At 43.4% G+C, this 14,503-nt stretch carries 14 protein-coding genes; 5 read left to right on the top strand and 9 right to left on the bottom strand.

Going from position 1 to position 14,503, the window contains the following annotated elements; translation table 11 throughout:
- Positions 1-28: 28 nt before the first annotated feature.
- The gene (locus tag SCB77_RS06685) at positions 29-934 is read right to left on the bottom strand and encodes an EamA family transporter (protein ID WP_320185657.1); all 906 of its coding nucleotides are present in this window, start codon (positions 932-934) and stop codon (positions 29-31) included.
- Between the two features lie 220 nt (positions 935-1,154).
- On the opposite strand from SCB77_RS06685, the gene SCB77_RS06680 reads away from it, so the two are divergent.
- The 3 genes from SCB77_RS06680 to SCB77_RS06670 all read left to right on the top strand — a co-directional run bounded on the left by SCB77_RS06680 (position 1,155) and on the right by SCB77_RS06670 (position 4,092).
- Positions 1,155-1,748, top strand: coding sequence for a C40 family peptidase (locus tag SCB77_RS06680; protein WP_320185656.1), 594 nt, complete (start codon positions 1,155-1,157; stop codon positions 1,746-1,748).
- A 176-nt stretch (positions 1,749-1,924) separates the two neighbouring features.
- Positions 1,925-2,341 (top strand): hypothetical protein, encoded by a 417-nt coding sequence (locus tag SCB77_RS06675; RefSeq protein ID WP_320185655.1) that lies wholly within the window; start codon positions 1,925-1,927, stop codon positions 2,339-2,341.
- Between the two features lie 188 nt (positions 2,342-2,529).
- A complete protein-coding gene (locus SCB77_RS06670) occupies positions 2,530-4,092 on the top strand; it encodes a calcineurin-like phosphoesterase family protein (RefSeq protein ID WP_320185654.1) in 1,563 nt (520 codons plus the stop codon).
- Between the two features lie 218 nt (positions 4,093-4,310).
- Here the strand turns inward: SCB77_RS06670 and SCB77_RS06665 are convergent, their stop codons facing one another.
- The 5 genes from SCB77_RS06665 to SCB77_RS06645 form a co-directional block, all read right to left on the bottom strand.
- Entirely contained in the window at positions 4,311-5,639 is a 1,329-nt protein-coding gene (locus SCB77_RS06665; RefSeq protein ID WP_320185653.1) for a mechanosensitive ion channel family protein, read from the bottom strand.
- Between the two features lie 60 nt (positions 5,640-5,699).
- Positions 5,700-7,061: a nucleoside permease gene (locus SCB77_RS06660; RefSeq protein ID WP_320185652.1), complete on the bottom strand. Its 1,362-nt coding sequence runs from the start codon at positions 7,059-7,061 to the stop codon at positions 5,700-5,702.
- A gap of 18 nt (positions 7,062-7,079) precedes the next feature.
- On the bottom strand, positions 7,080-7,709 hold the full coding sequence (locus SCB77_RS06655) for a bifunctional nuclease family protein (RefSeq protein ID WP_320185651.1): 630 nt from the start codon (positions 7,707-7,709) through the stop codon (positions 7,080-7,082).
- Between the two features lie 108 nt (positions 7,710-7,817).
- Positions 7,818-8,792 (bottom strand): electron transfer flavoprotein subunit alpha/FixB family protein, encoded by a 975-nt coding sequence (locus tag SCB77_RS06650; protein ID WP_320185650.1) that lies wholly within the window; start codon positions 8,790-8,792, stop codon positions 7,818-7,820.
- Positions 8,793-8,819: 27 nt separating this feature from the next.
- Positions 8,820-9,557, bottom strand: coding sequence for an electron transfer flavoprotein subunit beta/FixA family protein (locus SCB77_RS06645; protein WP_320185649.1), 738 nt, complete (start codon positions 9,555-9,557; stop codon positions 8,820-8,822).
- 401 nt (positions 9,558-9,958) lie between these two features.
- On the opposite strand from SCB77_RS06645, the gene SCB77_RS06640 reads away from it, so the two are divergent.
- The gene (locus SCB77_RS06640; RefSeq protein WP_320185648.1) at positions 9,959-10,297 is read left to right on the top strand and encodes a tetratricopeptide repeat protein; all 339 of its coding nucleotides are present in this window, start codon (positions 9,959-9,961) and stop codon (positions 10,295-10,297) included.
- Positions 10,298-10,475: 178 nt separating this feature from the next.
- Positions 10,476-10,781: a copper resistance protein NlpE gene (locus SCB77_RS06635; RefSeq protein ID WP_320185647.1), complete on the top strand. Its 306-nt coding sequence runs from the start codon at positions 10,476-10,478 to the stop codon at positions 10,779-10,781.
- 104 nt (positions 10,782-10,885) lie between these two features.
- Here the strand turns inward: SCB77_RS06635 and SCB77_RS06630 are convergent, their stop codons facing one another.
- From SCB77_RS06630 to SCB77_RS06620, 3 genes are all read right to left on the bottom strand, one after another.
- Positions 10,886-12,022, bottom strand: a complete 1,137-nt coding sequence (locus SCB77_RS06630) for a cysteine desulfurase family protein (RefSeq protein WP_320185646.1) — start codon at positions 12,020-12,022, stop codon at positions 10,886-10,888.
- 132 nt (positions 12,023-12,154) lie between these two features.
- Positions 12,155-13,762 (bottom strand): apolipoprotein N-acyltransferase, encoded by a 1,608-nt coding sequence (lnt, locus tag SCB77_RS06625; RefSeq protein ID WP_320185645.1) that lies wholly within the window; start codon positions 13,760-13,762, stop codon positions 12,155-12,157.
- Between the two features lie 3 nt (positions 13,763-13,765).
- Positions 13,766-14,485 (bottom strand): PH domain-containing protein, encoded by a 720-nt coding sequence (locus tag SCB77_RS06620; protein ID WP_320185644.1) that lies wholly within the window; start codon positions 14,483-14,485, stop codon positions 13,766-13,768.
- Between the last annotated feature and the right edge of the window lie 18 nt (positions 14,486-14,503).

Here is a 14,503-nt window from a genome sequence, read left to right as displayed (position 1 = left end):
TTAATATGCTGATCTTTTGATGGGGCTACTACGGCGTAGAACTATTGGATCCCTTCGGCATATTCAGCACAACAACTACAACTAAAATACACACTACACCCGCAAATTGCAGCATTGACACCGTTTCATGCAAGACGAAATAGGACATGCAAACGGCAACTGGCAATTCCACCGAACTTAAGATACTGCCCAAGGAAATGCCGATTTTGGGCATGCCATAGGCGAACATGACTGGAGGAAGAACCGTTCCGAAAACAGACAGCAACAGGCCATAAGGTCCAATCTCCAGCAAGGTGTCTGTATGAAATAAGCTAAAAGGCTGCAGTAGGATAAAGATAAAGAGGCATGCACCAGATACCATGAACGCACTTTTCTGCAGTGGCGGATGATCGTTGCCTACACGCCCATTCACAATGATAAAAATGGCGTATGCACTAGCGGCAAGCATGCCGTAAAAGATCCCCATCATGTCTAATGTGTGAAAATCTTGCTCCAATAAACCGGTCGCCAATACAGTGGCCAGCAGGATCACAAAAATGCCAACAATGTTTCTTCGTGTCGGACGTTCTTTAAACACCAGAAATTCGATCAGCTGCCCAATCCAGATGTACTGCATCAGTAAAACAATGGCAAGAGATGCTGGAACCAGCTGCACGCACTTATAATACAGCAAACTTACCGCACCGGTTGAAATCCCGCTGATCAGGATCATCCAACGACTGCTTTTACGGGCATATCGCTTGAAGTACTTACGATAGCCGACATACAGTAGCAATAACGTTGCCCACAATAGTATCATGCCGAATAGGGCCTGCACACCGGTAACCTCGCCCAACGTAAAGCCCTTGGCATAGGCTTTCTTCACAAAAGTTGATAGTATGCCAAAACTTGCTGCCCCAACAAATACGGCAATAATGCCTTTGATTTTTTCCATGTTAATTTCGCGCAAGTTACGAAAAGCCTGTCTAGGCTTTTGCCGGAATTAAATTGTTGACGATATTCAGACAAGTGAACTTGATTGACTTTTCGTTATTTCATTCTTGCTACTCAATCACTCTTTTCTAAAAACAGCGGTTTGCTTTGACCAATAATAATTTTTGCACGCTTCTTGCTACAAGGAACACGGTTGATTACATTTGTTTATGGCTTCGAACATGCATCGTTACATATTTCAGTTCCTGTATCTGGTTTTTATTATCGTATTTCTCGCTTCCTGTGGCGCTCGTCGGAAAGGTTCCTCCGCTGTTCGGCCGAGAACCGAAATCGGTACTTCTGGAAAAAAGATCCCCACAGATGCCAGCGACGCCCGATACAAATCATTGTCGGGATCCAAAATGGAGAACTACGCAGATATCCTCGGCGTTTCTGTTAGGGAGCTGGATAATAAGGCGCTCTACCAATTTATAGACAATTGGATGGGTAGCCCTCATCGTTTAGGCGGCACGCAGAAATCGGGCATTGATTGTTCGGGTTTTGTAGGGATACTCTATCAAGAGGTCTATCGGAAGAATCTTCCCCGCACATCTCGCGATATGGGGGACAACGTAAAACGTAAATATGAAGATAAATTGAAGGAGGGGGATCTTATTTTCTTTTCGTTTGGTGGTAGAAACATCGATCATGTCGGCGTCTATCTGCACAACAACAAATTTGTGCATGTGTCTACCCGTAAAGGTGTCATTATTTCGGACATGAAAGATAGTTGGTACTACAAATACTTCGTTCGTTGTGGAACGCCGAAAATCTAACATTCAAATTACATATTTCGTGGATTTCTACAACGGCCAACCTTCCAAGTTCGGCCTTATTGTTTATTTTTGCGACATATTTCTTCGATGTCATGACTAAAAGAACAAAGGCTATTTTTCTTGGATTGTGTATTATAGGTTCATTCTTTATCTATTGCGTGTTTTATTATTCCAACATGATTAAAAATGCACCTTACCGGTTTTCAGATTTTGAGTACATTACTATTTCCTATGGAACGAGAGACTCCATGTTGAACCAGTACAATTCCGCCACCCAAGATTACCAATACCTAAATCGAAGCAATCAGGTGGTGAAGCAAAAACTTAAGTTGACAGACGACGATCTATTGTATCTGCACCGAAAAGCTATGGAAATGGGGTTTTGGAACGTTGACGACGATATGACAACGCCACGCAAAGACTCCTTGGAAGGTCGTGATGTTCCACGTTACACCTTGGAATACAAGTATAAGGAAAAGCGTAAACAAGTAACCTTAGATGCCGATTATGCGGGAAACCAAAAGATGAAGGATGCCACAAAAACAACAATAGAAAAGGTTTTAGAGATGATCAATATTGCCAACGCCCGTTAAAGAGGCCGAGATTTTTATAATATTTAAAACGAAGAGCATTTTTGGATGCTCTTTTTTCGTTTTAGGGAGCTGATGCCTATCTGCTGTTTTGCCGTTTAGCTTGATTTAGCTAACAACAACTTAATCCTCTATTTACAATTTCTTTATTTCATAAAGTTATGTTTGCCAGCAAACAAATCGTTCATTTTATGAAGAATATCTGTTGGGCACTATTGGCGTGTGCTCTATCTGGAACGGCCATGGCACAGGAAGTAGCCCGTGGCGTAGTCTATGTCGATGCGAATGCAAATGGCGTACGTGGCAAAAAGGAAATCGGTCTAGCCGGCGTAAGTGTCAGCAATGGCATCCAGGTCGTCCAAACCGATGCAAAAGGAAATTATCAATTGCCGGTTCAGGACGATAATGTCATCTTCGTGATCAAACCTTCAGGCTATAAACTGCCTTTGGATGAAGTGAACCATTCTAAATTCTACCACCTCCACAAGCCAAAAGGATCACCATCATTGCAGTTTGCTGGCGTTGCACCAACGGGCAAATTGCCGAAATCTATCGACTTCGGCCTGCAGGCGGTTGAAGAACCTACCACATTCTCTGCTTTCGTATTTGGCGACCCACAGGCCTATGATGAAGCCGAGATGGAGTACTTTAAAAAAGCAGTGGTGGATGAAGCGAAGGAAAGAAAAGGCCCTTTGTTTGGTATTAGCCTAGGCGACCTTGTCGGCAATGACTTGAGCTTGCATCCCAGCTATAGAAAGACAATCAGCCAAATGGGACTTCCCTGGTACAACGTAATAGGAAATCACGATCTTAATTTCGATGTTAAAAGTGACTCCTTATCGGATGAATCTTTTGAAAGACTTTTCGGTCCCGCAAATTATTCGTTCAATGTTGGCAACACCCATTTTATCGTGTTAGATGATGTGCTGTATCCGCACCCTACAACCGGGAAAGGCTATCAAGGTGGATTCCGCAAGGAACAATTGGATTTCGTGGCGAATGATCTGCGGTTTGTTCCTAAAGAAAAGCTTGTCGTGTTAGCTTTCCATATTCCCCTCAATCCCGATAATGAAGCATGGTTTAGAAACGACGATAGACAGCGTCTGTTTGATCTATTGCAAGATTATCCGAATACTTTGTCGCTGTCCGCACATACCCATTTTCAACAACAGAATTTTTACAGCGATGTTCACGGATGGAAAGGACAAAAGCCACATCATGAATACAATGTTGGCACAACATCGGGAGACTGGTATTCGGGACAATTGAATGCACAAGGTGTTCCCGTATCCACCATGCGCGACGGAACCCCAAAAGGCTACGCTATCTTGCATATTGATAACAATACGTATACGTTTGACTACAAGGTTGTGGGAAAAGACGATAAACATAGTATAGGCCTATTTGGGCCAGCTGTTGTGGCAGAGAAATACGTGAAGCGCCACGCACTATATGCTAATTTCTACATTGGAGCTAAAAACGATCAGCTGCGGTACAATGTAGATGGCGGCAAATGGAAAGAAATGGAACGCGTGGACGACTATGATCCGGCATACACGCAAGATGTACTCGCTTTTGACGGTGCCGAAGAACTGATCGAAGGCAGAAGACCCTCTGATGTAGTGGCGTCAACGCACCTTTGGAAAATTAAGCTTCCTAAGCTGCCTGTTGGCAAGCATACGCTTACGGTAGAAGCCAAAGATATATTTGGCCGTTTGCATACAGCAAAGAAAGATATAACCGTAGTGGAGTAATAAAAGGTAAAAAAAGCACGCTAATTTCTTATTTAATGGCTTGCTAATATTCAATTAATATGAAATGCCCACCTTTGGATCAGAGTAATTTTTGTTCATAGTGTTATGGTTAATGTTAGGCCTGTTGCGAAATATGCTGAAACAAAATTTGTTTTCATACAAATAAGAAAAGGTTGCCCCTCGGCAACCTTTTTCTTTTTAACAGCGCTTGTGCTTTGCTACAGCTGCTGGATGGCCTCAGATTTTTGCATATGTTCGTTGAGTAAGCTGCGTAAGTCGTCTGACGCAGGCAACTCAAAAACCTCGAGATCAAAGTATTTAATTGCAGCAAAAAGATGGTCGAATATATTCGCCATAGTGTCTTCGTAGAAAGTCCATTCGGTGCTTGCTGCAAACATATAGAGTTCTAAAGGAAGACCGTGTTCGGTGGGAGCCAATTGTCTAACCATGAGCATGCGGTCTTGATGCACATTTGGATTGTTTTGTATGTAACGTGTAATATAAGCCCTGAACAAGCCAATGTTTGTCATTCTCCTTCCGTTTACGGGCATGGAGGCGTCTGCATGCATCCTGTCGTTATATTGAGCTATCTCTTCTTGCCGCTCGTCAATATAAGGCGCTAGCAAATGTATTCGGCTTAGTTCCTGTATTTCTTCTTCAGTCAGGTATCTTATCGATGAAATCTTGATGTTTATCGCGCGCTTAATCCTTCGCCCTCCGAATTGTCGCATACCTCGGTAATTCTTAAACGAATCCGTGAGCAAGGTGTGGGTCGGTATGGATACAATTGTTTTGTCGAAGTTTTGGACCTTCACATTGTTCAGGTTTATCTGGATGACATCACCATCTGCACCATATTTAGCCATTTCTACCCAATCGCCTACACGCACCGAATCATTGGCCGAGACTTGTATGCTGGCGACAAATCCCAATATGGTGTCTTTAAATACCAACATCAAAATGGCTGATGCCGCGCCCAAAGAAACCAAGAACGACCAGGGCGAATTTCCAGTCACGACGGAGAAAATAATGGTGCCGCTGACAAACATCAGGAATATCTGAGCCACCTGTAGGTAACTGTCTAGTGGCTTGTCAAGAAAGGCCTTGGACGTTTTTAAGATGTCCCTTACTGTCTTCAGCAGCGCGCTGAACAGCTGAAAGACGACGACCGTGACGATCACCGAAAGACATTTGATGAGTATCGCCGTGAAATTTGGAAAACCAATGAAGATTGCTAGAAGTAGTTGTTGCGCAATAAAAAGTGGTATTAAATGACTTAAGTGATCCAACACTTTATTGTCCAGTAATTTGTCATCCCAAGTGGCTGCTGTTCTTTTGATGAGCTTGACAAATACTGTTTTAATAATTCTACGCGTGATAAAGTCGGCCATTAGCAGCAGGATGACGGTAGCAATCAATAAGATAGCTGAGGTGACGCTGTTTTCCGCTTGATCGGGTAGGCCTATGGCTTCGACCTTGCTATGTGTCCAATCGTAAATAAAGCTTTTTTGTAGGGTAGGGATGTTAATGAAGTTTGTTTTTTCCATATGAACAGGCAAATATACAAAAAATGAAAAAGATGGCTTGTAGGCCATCTTTCGATACTTTTATAGGCTTTTCCTGTCGTGTTTGTGCTTGAAAAACAAGGCGAATAAAATAGCGATAACAAGCGTATAGCCGGCAAATGCGAGCCAAATGTGATGCCAATCCTTCAGCATTACTTCACCGCTGAGTGAACCATCTTGGAAGACCGTGAAACCGCGTTCCTTGACAAAGCCTAGAAGGCTCGCATTTAGGCTATCGGTTTCGAGGTAACTCGCAAGATTGGATATATTGGAAAAATGCAGGGTAAAGTATTTGTCGATGATCCATCCCGATAAAAGACTGCCTAAGACAGCTCCAAATCCGTTCGTCATCATCATAAACAGGCCTTGTGCAGAACTGCGTATATGTGCGTTTGTTGAGGTTTCCACAAATAGCGACCCCGAGATATTGAAAAAATCGAAGGCCATACCGTAAACGATACAAGATAGAACGATCATCCATAAGCCTGTTGTGGGATCGCCGTAGGCGAATAGTCCAAATCTCAGTACCCAAGCAAACATCGATAGTAACATCACTTTCTTGATGCCGAAGCGTTTCAAAAAGAAAGGAATAGCTAGGATAAATAAGGTTTCCGAAACTTGGGAAATAGACATAATGATCGTGGAATATTCGATCACAAAAGAGTCTGCATATTTGGGATAGTATTTAAATTCATCCAAGAACACGTCGCCATAGGCATTCGTCAGTTGGAGTGCTCCACCCAAAAACATGGAGAAAATAAAGAACAGCGCCATCTTATAGTTGGCAAAAAGCTTGAATGCCTCTAAACCGAAGGTTTGTATCAAGGATTGATTTTCTCTATTCACATTTCTTGGTGGGCACTTTGGAAGTGTCCAAGCGAATAAACTTAACCCAAAGGCGGCGGCACCGGCAATGTGAAACTGATGCCCAGTGGCTTTGCTTCCTGTAAGATTGACCAACCACATTGCTGCAATAAAACCAATGGTGCCCCATACGCGGATGGGAGGGAAGGCCTTAACCAAATCGTACTGACCGGTGGTCAATGCCGTGTACGAAATCGAGTTGGATAATGCTAGCGTAGGCATGTAGAAACACATAGCCAAAAGCATGATATAGAAAAAAAGCTGCGGATCGTCGACCTGTGGGAGGTAGAATAAAGTGGCCGCATAAAGAAAGTGCATCAGACTATACAGCTTCTCTGCATTCACCCATCGGTCTGCGATGATGCCCATAAGTGTAGGCATAAAGAGTGATGCAATACCCATGGTGGCAAATATGGCTCCAAACTGCGTGCCATCCCATTGCTTTGTGCCAAACCAATAGTTCGCGATTGTAATTAACCAAGCTCCCCACACGAAAAACTGAAAGAAGCTCATGATGGTTAATCGTAATTTTATGGACATAGTATTGTATTAGGGTAATTATGATTTTCTTCGTTCAATCTCATCGCGTATTTTGGCCGCAGTTTCATATTGCTCGGCTTCGATAGCTTTGTTCAATGTTGCTTCTAGCTGCTCATCGTTCAGGTTGGCGTAAGGAGAGGCATGGCCTTTGTCTTGCTCAGCGCTAGCTTCTTCTTTTTGTAGCGTATTCTCCTTCGGCGGTAGATTTTCTATATTCTCTAAAAAAGCAAAATCGTTGCTCTCGATCACGATGCCTGCAGCATCCATAATGAAGTCGTAGGTATAGATTGGAGATCCAAATCGGACAGCCAGCGCAACAGCATCAGACGTGCGGGAGTCCAGTTCGATAGATTTCTCGCCATTGGAACAAATAAGTTTAGCGAAAAAAATGCCGTCGATAAGATTGTAGATTAATATTTCCTGGATTTTTATTTGGAAGTTGTCGGCGAATGTTTTGAAAAGGTCATGCGTTAAAGGACGGGAGGGCTGCATTTTCTCAATTTCAACAGCGATGGCCTGTGCCTCGAAGCCTCCAATGATTATCGGTAAACGGCGATTGCCGCCAATTTCTCCAAGAACCAACGCATATGCTCCGGATTGTGTCTGACTGTAGGATAACCCAACTATATCTAATTTGATTTTCTTCATTCTTAAAGCCTTACCTTCGTACAAAGATGTAAATATTCAAGCCAAAATAAAAATGGCCAGACACAATTTCTTGATGTCTAGCCACTTACTTTGTTTCGATATTGTTGTTTAGTTATTTTTATACGCTTTTAGGGCTTCAATCAGCTGTGGCACAACCTCAAAAGCATCTCCAACGATGCCATAATCGGCTACTTTGAAGAAAGGCGCTTCCGGATCTTTGTTGATCACCACGATGGTTTTTGAGGCACTAACTCCCGCTAGATGCTGTATAGCGCCGGATATACCGATGGCGATGTAGAGGTTTGGCGTCACGGCCAACCCTGTTTGGCCAACGTGTTCGGCATGCGGACGCCAGCCCGCGTCAGATACGGGTTTCGAACAAGCTGTGGCTGCACCAAGTACATCAGCAAGCTCTTCCACCATCGCCCAGTTTTCGGGTCCTTTTAAGCCGCGGCCGGCGGAAACCACGATGTCTGCCTCTGGTAGCGACACTTTATCCGTCGCGCGGACGATATCCTTGATCACTGTCGATAAATCGGCTGCGGCAACCTGAGGCTCATATTTTTCAATAGCTACAGGCACAGCGGATTCCGTTGCTTCCAAACTATTAGGTGTTAATGCGATCACCTTTTTTTGCTCCTGCAACTCTTCCGTTGCAATCGCCTTATTCGAGAATACACTTTTTTGAATCTGCCAGATGCTACCGCTTATGGTCGGCAGGGATATGGCGCCATCTGCCAAGGCTGCACCAAGCTTTGCCGCTATGCGCGGAGCAAGACCCTTTCCACTAAAAGAGTTGGACAATATCACCGTTTGTGCATCGATGCTTTTTGCCACCTCGGCGATAACCGAAGCGTACGCCTGATTAACAAACTGTCCAAGATCGCTGCTATTGACTTCAATAACTTTCTCTACACCGTATTGGCCGACTTTGTTAAGTTCTTCCTGCGAAACATTTCCTATACTTAAGGCCGTGACTTTCTCGCCCGTGAGATCACCAACGGCTTTACCGTATGACAGCGATTCAAATGCAGATTTCTTCAGTGCACCTTCAACGTTTTCTATATATACTAAGATTGACATAATTATTCTTCTAAAAGGTGATCAAAATTAAATGACTTTAGCTTCGCTATGTAGCAGCTGTACCAACTGCGCGATGTCGGCTTTGTCGATAAGTTTTACCTGTCCACGTGGAGCTCGCGTGTCGTAATGGCTGATTTTTGAAAGTACCGGCACGTCAATGGCATCGACCACCTGAAGTGGTTTGGTTCTCGCTGTCATTATCCCACGCATGTTTGGAATCTTTGGTTCGGCTACACCTTCTGCTGTACCCACCACAATAGGTAAGGTTACGCTCAACACTTCTTTTCCGCCCTCAATTTCCCGCTCTACGGATGCTTCAGTTCCGTTAATTTCCAGTTTTTTCGCAATAGAAATAGATGGGATGTTTAACAATTCTCCCAGAAACCCCTGAACTTGAGCTCCGTTATAATCGATGGATTCCCGCCCTGTTAAGATAAGATCAAAGGCATTGGATTTTGCGTAGTTCGCTATTTGGTTTGCTACAAACCAAGCGTCGCGAGCTGTAGCATTAACACGCACTGCGTCATCGGCGCCAACAGCCAATGCCTTTCTAATCGTTGCATCTGCCGCTGCTTCGCCAACATGGATTACCGTTACGGTACCTTTTTCGCCTTCGGCCAATTCAACAGCCTTCGATAAGGCAATTTCGTCATATGGATTGATGATGTATTGGACACCATTGCTATTAAATGCAGTGTTGTTGTCCGTAAAAGTGATCTTGGATGTCGTATCCGGTACGTTACTCAGGCATACAAGTATTTTCATCAGATTATCGTTTATTAAAGTTTAAATGGTGCAGAAACGGAATAATTGTCATTGGTAATATACCCAAAACTAATCCCCTTACTACTAGCTAACAACACAAACCTATCAATTTTTAATTCGAAAAGCAAGAGTTTTTCTCTATGCCTTGCACATGTTTATAATGTTTTTTATTTATGTTATTTGTATTTTATTAGCTGTAATAATGTGATATTGTTATTTGTTTTTTGATTTTCGCGTGTTATTTTAATAAATTATCAATAATATATACACTTGTGTCTTGGTCAATAGATTGTCATTTTTGTATGCTAGCATAGTAATTTCATTTTAAAAACGAACGTAACGAATGGTTTTACGCTGTTAATAATTTCGTACTTTTGATTTTTAATAATCAACGTAAGGCTATGCCAAATAGAATTGAAGAACTTAAGATATTTCTCGCTGAAACGCCGCAGGATCCGTTTTTGAAATATGCATTAACAATGGAGTACAAGAAGGAAGGGGACAAGGAAAAAACCTTAGCGGGATTTTTGGATTTAGTAACCAACCACCCAGATTATGTAGGCACCTATTACCATTATGCGAAATATTTGGAGACACTGCAAGAAAAGGAACAGGCATTGAAAATATACCAAGAGGGGATGGAGGTCGCCCAACGTGTTCGTAATCGCCATGCATATGGCGAACTAGTGTCGGCATACAACTTGGCGCGTGGTATCGATGAAGACGATTGGGACGATTAAAGAATAAAGAAATTGCATAGTTAACATTTTGTGGTATCTTTTTTGTTATTGATATCCAAAATCTTATGTGATGCGTTTTGTTGTATACTTAATTGGACTTTTAATCGTAGTTTTTGCAGTTGTTAGTTGCATAAACACTAGAACCAATGCGAGTATAGACAATAATAAATTTGGAAAGGTGACAGAAGGGAGGCTCGTTGGAACCTACCGCGGCGATCTGCCCTGTACAGATTGTGAAGCCATTGCTACCGTGCTGACCATTGGAAGCGATAAAGCTTACACCTTGGAATATGTTTATGTCGGTAAGAGCACCGAAGCGTTTTCAAAATCTGGAAAATGGGAACTGCAAGAAGGAGAGCTCAACTTAGAAGGACTTGACTTTAAATACAAAGTGGAGCCCAACCAGTTACGACAGTTGGACTTGTCTGGAAATGAGATTACCGGTGATTTAGCGGAGCGTTATGTGTTACACTCTCTGGAATAGACTCAATATTTAAGAATTAACATCTTTGTTGACTGTACACAGCGTATACATACTATTTTATAAGTACTACGATATAAAAAAAGACCTCGCTAGAGGTCTTTTTGCTATTTATGGTTTTCACAAAGATCTTTTAAAGTCTTCACGACAAAGTCGACTTCTTCTTTTGTATTGTATTTGCTGAAGGAGAAACGCACCGAAGGACGTTCACTATCACATTTCAGGGCGCGCAGCACATGGCTTCCAATTTCCGAACCAGAACTGCAGGCACTGCCTCCAGAAGCAGATACTCCAGCGATGTCGAGGCTGAATAATAGCATGTCGGCTATCTCGGTCTTTGGAAGGGAAACATTCAGTACCGTGTAGAGCGACTGTGCCGCATCCCTGTTACCATTGATGGCAATGCCGGGCAAAGCTTTTTCAAGTTCTTGGATCATGTAATCCTTCAGTCCTTGGATATGTTGCTGATGTTGATCCATTTCCTGATAACAAAGCTCTAGAGCTTTAGCCAAGCCAACGATACCATACACATTTTCCGTACCTCCTCGCATATTGCGCTCTTGCGCTCCGCCATATATAAGCGGTTGAATCTTGTTGCGCCCGTTGATATAGAGAAATCCAACGCCCTTTGGTCCATGAAATTTATGCCCCGCTCCGGTGATGAAATCAATGTGCAAATCGGAAAGGTCATGTATATAATGTCCCATTGTTTGTACCGTGTCGGAATGAAACACCGCATTAAATTCTTGGCATATTTCAGATACCGCTTTAATATCCGTTAGATTCCCGATTTCATTATTGGCGTGCATCAAGGATACAAATGTTCTTGGATTTCTTGTCAGCAACTCGCGTAAGTGAGCAAGATCCACGTTGCCCTGCTCATCGATACGAACAAGGTCAAGTTGGATATGTCCACGCTTTTCTTGCTCTTCTAGCGTGTGCAAAACGGCATGGTGCTCCAAAGGAGAGGTGATCGCATGTGTAATGCCTAGATCAACAATAGACCGTACGATCGCCATGTTGTCGGCCTCGGTTCCGCCGGAAGTAAAGAAGATTTCGGAAGGTGATGCCTTCAACAGGCCTGCAACCGTTTTTCTGGCTTTTTCAACGATCGTTTTTACCTGCCGTCCGTGCGCATGAATAGACGAGGGATTGCCGAAATTCTCCTGCATCGTCGCTGTCATGACTTTAATCACTTCAGGTTCTAGCGGGGTTGTCGCGGCATTATCAAAATATACTTGCATGCTGCAAAAGTAATCAAAGGAAATGTAATAATAAACAATATGTGTATAAGGCCTCTGTCAAACTTTCAGCGAAAGAGCCGCTGCGGAGGCTCTTTCACTAAATATAGATGTCCTTGACAAGATGTTGTCGCTTTATCTCTTCTTCCTGATAAGCGTATATACGGAAAACAATCCTCCCAAGAGCGCGAAGTAGAGCACAAAGTCGCCATAACGCGTGTAGCATGTCAAATCCTCATTGAGGTTTATTTCTTGCGTAAGCGCATCGGGAACCCACCACTTTGTCCGTTGAACAATATCACCACGTTGATTGATAAAGCCGGAAATACCGGTGTTGGCGGATCGTGCTACCCAGCGGCGGTTTTCGATAGCGCGGAGTTTTGCATATTGCAAGTGCTGATCTTTTCCGGAGGTGTCGCCCCACCAGCCGTCGTTGGTGACGATAGCAATAAATTGGGCTCCTTGTTTGATATATTCGGCCACGTAGTTGCCCCAAATAGACTCATAGCAGATCACGGGTGCTGCGCCAATACCACTTTGTGCGTAAAGAACAGATGGTTTTTCTTGGCTGCCATAGCCTCCGGTGGATCCGCCAAAATGGGCAAACAGCGGCTTCATAAAGGCTAAAGCATCACCAAACGGCAATTGTTCTACACCGGGAACTAGCTTTGACTTATGATAGAACTGTAGCTTGCTGGACTGATCTACCAGCACGGCTGCATTAAAAGGATCTAAAAATACCTGATTTCCATAATCACGTGCCGTTAGCGTTTTCTGGTAATTATAGATCTGGTAGCTTTCAATCCCAGAAAGTACACTGCCGTTCTTGTATTTGTTAAGGAATACCTGAAGGCTATCAAAAGCGGGGTAGGTTCTGAATTCCTCCTCATTGATGCCGCGTGCGGCAGAGATGGCTGTTTCAGGCCAAATGAAAAATTCTGTATTTGGCTTGCCTACCTTGGAAGAGAGTTGTATAAGGTTTTTCAGCTGCTCTTCCGGGCTGATGGACTTGAATTTTTGATAAGGGTCGATGTTCGGCTGCACAACGACAATTTCCGAAGGATTTACATGTTCCTCGTACGCGCTATACTGCCACAGGGAAAGGCCGCTGGGAATGACGATAAGTGCCGTAAGTGATAAGGCTAATTTCTTGTTGCTAATCGCTTCAATTTTTTCAAGCTTTTGCCAAATCAGTAAAAAGAAAAGAATATTACAAACCCAGATCCAAAGGGTGCCGCCATAAACGCCCGTAATACTGTACCACTGTACTAACTGGTGAAAACCGGCAAAGCCATTGCCCAAGGTCATCCAAGGGAAAGCTAAATCCCACCATTGGTGCAGAAATTCGTAGCCCATCCATATGGATACCAAGCCGATAAAACTATAGCCAATATTGGTTTTCTTCCGCAGCTGGTAGTACAAACGGAATACAGTTGCCATTAATAGTGGTGCTAATCCGAAGGGAATCAGAGAAATCGGTAGGGCGACATAACTAGGAAGGTAGGCGCTCATAGCATTGTACACCCAATAGATGGAAGCCGTGTTCCAAAGAAATCCTGTCAAAAAAGCAAGCCAAAAAACCTTTCGTCCTTTGTTTGAACTATCGCTACGGATGGTCTGCTCAATGGCGATAAGTAGCGGTACGAAAGCAATCCACAAAATAGGACTGCTGTAGGGAATAGGCGGCCAGGCCAACCACAATAGAACGGCGCTGCAGAGCGCCAAGATGTATTTACTCTTCACGTCTTACAGTTGTGATAAAAGCTCTGTTTTTTTTGTTTCGTATTCCGCCTGCGTAATCAACTGTCTGTCGTAAAGTGTTTTCAGTTTCTTGAGTTTTTGTGTCAGCTCATCCTCTTCTTCCGCTGGTTTTGGTGCGGGCGCTTCCTGAATAAATGATGGAATAGACGTTACGGGTGGTTTTATCTCGTTGACATGGGGAGTTGGCGCCGCAGGTTCGGCGTTTTCCACTGGTTTTGCTGGGCTTGCTTCATTACTTTGTGGAGGAACGATAGCTACCGTAGGTTCAGGTTTAGGTCGTTCCACACTAGGTTCAACCAAAGGTTTTGCCGCTGGGGCTTTCGCTGTTTCCAGTGCCTCTTTAATCAATTGATAGAGCTTCCGAGCCTGTACCTTGGGAATGTAGTCGATGGTTAGGTTTTCACCAGCTTGTGGGATGACCGTTACCTTGGAGCCAAAAATTTCTTCCTTAAAGGCAATGTCCTTGATATCCGTCCAAGAGAAAATCTCGAAATTTGTTGCCAATCCAAGCTTGGTGAACTCGCATAGAAAGATTCGCTTGTTGCTCACGGTTATACTGTCTGGTAACAGGGTCACCGCGGGTTTCTTTTGCAACGATATGTATTGTATGAACTCACCAGCGGTGAGCATATCAATAATTTTATCATGGATCTTTTCGACCACTTTGGGGTCTTGTCCGTCTTGAAGAAATTTTTCTATAGCCATTTTATAATCAAATTAATG

The sequence above is a fragment of the Sphingobacterium bambusae genome, from assembly GCF_033955345.1.
GTDB lineage: Bacteria > Bacteroidota > Bacteroidia > Sphingobacteriales > Sphingobacteriaceae > Sphingobacterium > Sphingobacterium bambusae.
The sequence above is the reverse complement of the archived record's forward strand: the minus strand, read 5'-3'. Positions and strand labels throughout refer to the sequence as shown.

What these genes read in the sequence shown, in the direction of transcription:
- SCB77_RS06670 (WP_320185654.1), top strand. Translation starts at nt 2,530, where the DNA reads ATGAAGAATATCTGTTGGGCACTATTGGCGTGTGCTCTATCTGGAACG.
- SCB77_RS06655 (WP_320185651.1), bottom strand. Translation starts at nt 7,709, where the DNA reads ATGAAGAAAATCAAATTAGATATAGTTGGGTTATCCTACAGTCAGACA.
- SCB77_RS06620 (WP_320185644.1), bottom strand. Translation starts at nt 14,485, where the DNA reads ATGGCTATAGAAAAATTTCTTCAAGACGGACAAGACCCCAAAGTGGTC.
- SCB77_RS06685 (WP_320185657.1), bottom strand. Translation starts at nt 934, where the DNA reads ATGGAAAAAATCAAAGGCATTATTGCCGTATTTGTTGGGGCAGCAAGT.
- SCB77_RS06660 (WP_320185652.1), bottom strand. Translation starts at nt 7,061, where the DNA reads ATGTCCATAAAATTACGATTAACCATCATGAGCTTCTTTCAGTTTTTC.
- SCB77_RS06650 (WP_320185650.1), bottom strand. Translation starts at nt 8,792, where the DNA reads ATGTCAATCTTAGTATATATAGAAAACGTTGAAGGTGCACTGAAGAAA.
- SCB77_RS06665 (WP_320185653.1), bottom strand. Translation starts at nt 5,639, where the DNA reads ATGGAAAAAACAAACTTCATTAACATCCCTACCCTACAAAAAAGCTTT.
- SCB77_RS06680 (WP_320185656.1), top strand. Translation starts at nt 1,155, where the DNA reads ATGCATCGTTACATATTTCAGTTCCTGTATCTGGTTTTTATTATCGTA.
- SCB77_RS06645 (WP_320185649.1), bottom strand. Translation starts at nt 9,557, where the DNA reads ATGAAAATACTTGTATGCCTGAGTAACGTACCGGATACGACATCCAAG.
- SCB77_RS06675 (WP_320185655.1), top strand. Translation starts at nt 1,925, where the DNA reads ATGATTAAAAATGCACCTTACCGGTTTTCAGATTTTGAGTACATTACT.
- SCB77_RS06640 (WP_320185648.1), top strand. Translation starts at nt 9,959, where the DNA reads ATGCCAAATAGAATTGAAGAACTTAAGATATTTCTCGCTGAAACGCCG.
- SCB77_RS06630 (WP_320185646.1), bottom strand. Translation starts at nt 12,022, where the DNA reads ATGCAAGTATATTTTGATAATGCCGCGACAACCCCGCTAGAACCTGAA.